The sequence below is a fragment of the Actinokineospora sp. genome (assembly GCF_050699995.1).
Lineage (GTDB): Bacteria > Actinomycetota > Actinomycetes > Mycobacteriales > Pseudonocardiaceae > Actinokineospora.
Genome location: NZ_JBOHGC010000572.1, coordinates 1 through 4,967 on the forward strand (window position 1 = coordinate 1; position 4,967 = coordinate 4,967).

General features: G+C 70.1%; 8 protein-coding genes and 1 pseudogene. 6 read left to right on the forward strand and 3 right to left on the reverse strand.

From position 1 onward, the window contains the following. Positions 1-81: 81 nt before the first annotated feature. Positions 82-840, reverse strand: coding sequence for a trypsin-like peptidase domain-containing protein (locus tag ACRDSQ_RS27745; protein WP_431425071.1), 759 nt, complete (start codon positions 838-840; stop codon positions 82-84). Positions 841-1,083: 243 nt separating this feature from the next. Here ACRDSQ_RS27745 and ACRDSQ_RS27750 point away from each other — a divergent pair, with 243 nt between their 5' ends. The 4 genes and pseudogenes from ACRDSQ_RS27750 to ACRDSQ_RS27765 all read left to right on the forward strand — a co-directional run bounded on the left by ACRDSQ_RS27750 (position 1,084) and on the right by ACRDSQ_RS27765 (position 3,312). Next, positions 1,084-2,181, forward strand: coding sequence for a serine hydrolase domain-containing protein (locus ACRDSQ_RS27750; protein ID WP_431425073.1), 1,098 nt, complete (start codon positions 1,084-1,086; stop codon positions 2,179-2,181). Between the two features lie 193 nt (positions 2,182-2,374). After that, positions 2,375-2,626: a hypothetical protein gene (locus ACRDSQ_RS27755; protein WP_431425074.1), complete on the forward strand. Its 252-nt coding sequence runs from the start codon at positions 2,375-2,377 to the stop codon at positions 2,624-2,626. Between the two features lie 15 nt (positions 2,627-2,641). Continuing rightward, a pseudogene (locus ACRDSQ_RS27760) lies at positions 2,642-3,016 on the forward strand (substrate-binding domain-containing protein); the annotation flags it as partial. Between the two features lie 143 nt (positions 3,017-3,159). Further along, positions 3,160-3,312, forward strand: coding sequence for a hypothetical protein (locus tag ACRDSQ_RS27765; RefSeq protein WP_431425076.1), 153 nt, complete (start codon positions 3,160-3,162; stop codon positions 3,310-3,312). A 143-nt stretch (positions 3,313-3,455) separates the two neighbouring features. Here ACRDSQ_RS27765 and ACRDSQ_RS27770 read toward each other — a convergent pair whose 3' ends face one another. Beyond that, a complete protein-coding gene (locus ACRDSQ_RS27770; RefSeq protein WP_431425078.1) occupies positions 3,456-3,797 on the reverse strand; it encodes an MmcQ/YjbR family DNA-binding protein in 342 nt (113 codons plus the stop codon). Between the two features lie 236 nt (positions 3,798-4,033). Here ACRDSQ_RS27770 and ACRDSQ_RS27775 point away from each other — a divergent pair, with 236 nt between their 5' ends. Together ACRDSQ_RS27775 and ACRDSQ_RS27780 are read left to right on the forward strand one after the other, a co-directional pair. Next, a complete protein-coding gene (locus ACRDSQ_RS27775) occupies positions 4,034-4,174 on the forward strand; it encodes a hypothetical protein (protein WP_431425079.1) in 141 nt (46 codons plus the stop codon). A gap of 74 nt (positions 4,175-4,248) precedes the next feature. Then, positions 4,249-4,425, forward strand: coding sequence for a hypothetical protein (locus ACRDSQ_RS27780; RefSeq protein WP_431425081.1), 177 nt, complete (start codon positions 4,249-4,251; stop codon positions 4,423-4,425). Between the two features lie 64 nt (positions 4,426-4,489). Here the strand turns inward: ACRDSQ_RS27780 and ACRDSQ_RS27785 are convergent. Continuing rightward, positions 4,490-4,967: superoxide dismutase family protein (locus ACRDSQ_RS27785; protein ID WP_431425083.1), on the reverse strand; the 478-nt coding region annotated here is incomplete at its 5' end.

Sequence of the window (4,967 nt, forward strand, 5' to 3'; positions counted from 1 at the left end):
CGGGTGTGCAGGCTTCGCGGCGCGGTTGGCTTTGACGGCAAGGAAAGCGGGGTCGGGCGGACTTGCCCGACCCCGATCTTCCTAGCTCGCGACCCGGAACCCGGCGCCGACTCCGCCGTTGGCGTCCATGTCGGCGATGATGCTCAGGATCGGGCTGCCGTGCTGCAGACCCCAGGCGTTGCCCACCAGGGTCTGACCCACCACGATCGGCGCGCCCGAGTCACCCGCCCAGGTCCAGATCGTGTGGGAGAACCAGATCCCGCTGTTGCCCAGCTTGAGGCCGCAGGTGATGCCGGTCGTCTGGCCCTGCTTGCACATCCGCACGCCCGCCCCCGGGACGGCGCCGACCGAGGTGATCGTCACCGAGCCGACGGTCGTGGTGGGCGCGACCTTGGTCTCGTCCAGGTCGATCACCGCGTAGTCGAGTCCGTCGGGCCCGTCGGACAGCAGGTTGTTCGGGGTGCTGACGTGGGTGACGGTGCCGATGACGCCGGTCTCGGTGTCGGGCGTGATCACCTTGGCCGTGTTGAGCGAGGTGCCCGCGGGCGCGATGTTCTTGTAGATCGGCTCACCGACCAGCTTGGTGCCGTCGGCTTTGACGAAACAGTGGGCGTTGGTCAGCGCGACCAGGTTGCCGGTCCGGTCGTATCCCACGGCGGTGAGCGTGCAGCCGAGCGCGGTCGCCTGCGTGACCTCACCCGGAAGTCCTTGGTCGAAAGCGATTCCGCTGCCGCCGCCGACGGTGACCGGCGTGGCCGCGGTCGACGTCGGACCCGCGACGCTCACCAGGGCCGCGGCGAGGCCGACGAGGGCGAGTGCCCGCGCCGCCCGCCTTGGCATGGATCGGATTCCCCGAGACATCTGTGGATTCCCCCTGATTGTGGGAAGTGGTCTGGACACCGGCGAACCTACATTTCCGGCGTCGCGCGAAACCGGTCTTGGCGCGGCCCGTCTGGGCAATGGCGCATGTGGGCCATCGGATTCGGCCATGTTCGGCCTACCGGGCCGAGAGAATCGTGAGCGTCGGTGTGACTTTTCCAGGAGAGGAAACGAATGCGCACGAGAAGCAGGGGGACAAGCTGGGTGCTCGCGGGGGTGGTCGTCGCCGCGTCGGTGGGGATCGCGCCCGCGGCGTCGGCGGCGGAGCCACACGCCGCCACACAGGCCGCCATCGACACCCTCAAGACCACCAACGTCTCGCCGGGGGCGGGCGTGGTGGTCCGCGACGGCGACACCCAGTGGGACCTGACCAGCGGAACCCGTGCCCTGGGCCAGAATCTGCCGTTCGGGCCCGACTACAAGGTCCGCGTCGGCAGCCTGACCAAGTCGTTCACCTCGGCGATGATCCTGCAGCTGGTCGCCGAGGGGAAGCTCGACCTCGACGGCACCGTCGAGACGTACCTTCCCGGTGTGGTCAAGGGAAACGGCCATGACGGCACCAAGATCACCGTGCGTCAGCTGCTCAACCACACCAGCGGAATCGCCGACTACGTCCTTCCGTTCACGCTCAACCCGTTCGTCCACCTGTTCACCCACACGAAGGCGGAGATGGTGGGTTGGGGCCTGTCCGTCGCGCCGCGCTTCGCGCCGGGGACCTCGCACGAGTACTCCGGCACCAACTACCTGCTCGCCGGCATGATCATCGAGAACGTCACCGGCCGGACCTACGAGCAGGAACTGGACTCCAGGATCGTCACCCCGCTCGGCCTGACGAACACCTACATCCCCGCCCCGGGCTACAAGGCACTGCCGCCCGGCCACGTCCGCGGCTACGTCGGCCGAGTCGTGTACGCCGACTTCACCCAGGTCGTCGAGCCGAGCGTCGGGCAGTCCAGCGGCGGCATCGTCACCAGCGGCGCCGACGCGGCCAAGTTCTTCCAGGCCCTGATCACCGGCAAGGTCGTCCCCGCCGCACAGCTCGCGGAGATGCTGAAGGTGACGGGGATTCCGGGCCCGGGCGTGGACTACGGCCTCGGCCTGATCCGCTACCCGCTGCCCTGCGGCGGCGAGGCCTGGGGCCACCCCGGCATCTGGCCCGGCTACCAGTCCGTGGCGGCCGCGACCACCGACGGGCGGTCGGCTTTCGTGGTGCTGAACGTGCTTCCCGCCGTCGACGCCATCAGCGGCGCCGGTGTCGACCGCACGGTGGCCATGGGCACGGCACTCTGCGACCGAGACTGACGGCGACGAACGGGCCCGCGCATGCCTTCCTCGCCTGCGCGGGCTCGTTCGTCGGCGCGGTCAGTGCAGCCGCAGCGGCAACGCGATCTGGTGGGCGGAGTCGACCGGAGCCGCTCCCGCGCGGGCCGTCGGTGAGGCCAGGCAGTTCGAGCAGGTGACCGTCTCGGCGACCGCGTGCAACTCGCCGACACCCGTGCCCGACCAGCCCTGGCCGCAGGCGGGCGCGGGCAGCGTCAGGCTCGCCAGCCACGGCGCCCACAGCTCCCTGGGCGCGCAGGGTTACACCGCCTTCGGTGTGTTCGCGGTGTCCCAGGTGGACACCAATGCCGTGTTCTCCCGGCTGAAGCGCGACGGCATGGTGGTCGCGTCGCTGGGGTCGTGCCCGCGGGAGACGACCAACAAGGCCGACTTCTGCCTCGCCACCGATGTGGAGGTCGCCGCGTAAAAGGCCGCCAAGGCCGCGATCGACGCCATCGGCGGCCGGGGCACCCTGGTGCCTGTCACCGGGAACTCGGTCGACACCAACACCATGCGCCGCTCGGCCGGTGTCCGGCACGCCGTGGACGAGACCGCGGGCGCGGTGACGCTGTTGGCGACCGTCACCGACCTCGACCAGGACCAGGCCACGGCCGATCAGGGGGTGGTCGACCTGCTCGCGGACCGGGGGTCGGCGATCGACGCGATCGTGACGACCGGCTACCTCCCGGCCATCGCCGCCGTGCGCGGTGTGCGGGCGTCCGGCCGGTCGATCAAGATCGTCGGCATCGACGACGACCCACTGATCCTCGACGGCATCCGGGACGGGTCGGTGGCCGCGACGGTGGTGCAGAACCCGGTGGGCCAGGCGCATGCTGAGCGAGGAAGTCCCGGGCTGGCTGTCCCGCCACGGCCTGGCGGGCACCCCGTTCGGCGCGTTGGGCATCGGCGAGGGCGCCTACGGCCGCGTTCGGCTACGCCGCGAACCCGGGTCTGGCCGCCTTGGCGGTGCTCGACCCGACCCTGTTCACCTCGTGGTCGGACGCCCACACCCGCGGCAAGGTGGCCACCGAGGACACCTGGCGCGCCGCTGACCCGTTCGGCCGGGCGAGCAGGCTGGCCAGGGGTGCCCCTGGGGGTGTGGTCGCCCGCTGAGAGCCCGATCGCGCGACGGCTCGCGAGCGAACTCAGGGCCAAGACGATCTCGGTCGGCGATGGTGCACCGGCTACCGAAGGCGCGCGTTGCCGGAGGCGCTCAGATTCCTCAGCGACCACGGCGGCCGGCTCGGCGACGGGTATTAGGGGAGCGGGTTGTCGTCGACGAGCAGCTCGGGAGCCGAGAGCCGCCACGCTTCGTAGAGCAGCTCGAACAGCTCGTCGGCGTCGATCTTGGCCAGATACACCACGACCCAGCCGAACCCACCCGCGGTGAACTGCACCTCGAACACGTCCGGCCGCTCGGACACCAACGCGAGCTGCTCGGACAACGTCTGCTTCAACCCGACCGTCTTCGTCCGCGGCCAGTAGTACCCAAACCGCTTCCCCCGCACACTGAACGACGTGTAGTCCCGCGCCTCGGCCCGCTCAACCTCGGCGAGCTTGTCCAACATCCGCGTGAACTGAACACTCGACACACCCATGCGGGTCATTCTCACGTATGGCACCGACAGCCAGTACCGGCGAACCCGACCCTGATCAACCCCGCCCAAGCTCGCCCGAAACAGGCGGCAAACGAGCAGCGGATCTATGTTGAGCCGGTGATGTTCGGACTGCCGGCCATCCTGCCCGCCATCCTCTTCGCCATCGGCATGACCCGAGACCGCCGCAAGATCGGCAACGCCGTGTGGCTGGGTCTCACCCTCATGTTCCTGCTTCTGTGGGCGCTGTCCTCCGCCCGAGGCTGGGGGCCGAACTCATCGGCGTCGGCGTCGTGGTGGCCCTGCTCCTGCTCGCACTCGCGCGGCTGGTGGCGCTCGTGGTCATGCGGCGACCACCACGGAGGAGAACCTCCGCCTGAGCCTCGCCCTGCTCGATCCCCCGACGGACCGTGTCGCTGCCGGGACCAACAACTTCCACGTCTTCCGCACCGCGATGCCGACCCGCTCCCTGCGCCTTCCGGTGGACGTGATCGGCTCACCCACGGCCTTCTACTTCCTGCCCAGCGCGTTCCTGCGCGAGTTCGTCGCCATCATGGCGAGACACTGGACCGCCCACGTCGTCGCGTGCGGGCTCCTCGTCGCGCCGTACCTGCTGCTGGTCCTCGGATAGCTGGGGCTGGGCTTGGGCGTCGCTGCCTCCCCGGACCTCAGAAATCCGGGGAGGCAGACAACTCCTACTTCAGGGTGATGCAGCCGAGTCGGGCGCCCGCGGTGCCCGCGTGACCCGCGTGGGTTTGCGTGGCCTTCTCGTGGAGCACGACGGATGCGGGCTTGCGGTCGGTGAGCTTGAAGTCCACAGTGGACGTCGCGGTCGCGCTGCCGGTCGCGTCGGTGGTGAAGTCCAGCCAGATCTCGTTCTTGGCGTTGGCGTACGCGGGGTCGACCGACGGGGTCACCGGGTCGGCCTTGTCCTGGAAGTGCGGGCCGGCGGCGTCGCCCTTCTCGCCGCAGGGCTTCACGTGGGCGTGGGCGCCGTAGGCGCGGTTGGGGAGCAGGCCGGTGACCGTGAGCTCGGTGCGCACGCCGCTGTCCGAGGCGGTGACCGCGGCTTGCGCGGAGGATCCGGCGGGCAGCAGTTCCGCGTTGTACACGGTGGCCGCGCCGTCGGGTGCGAAGGCGGCGAAGGTGCCGCCGCCGCGCAGGGCCGGGGCC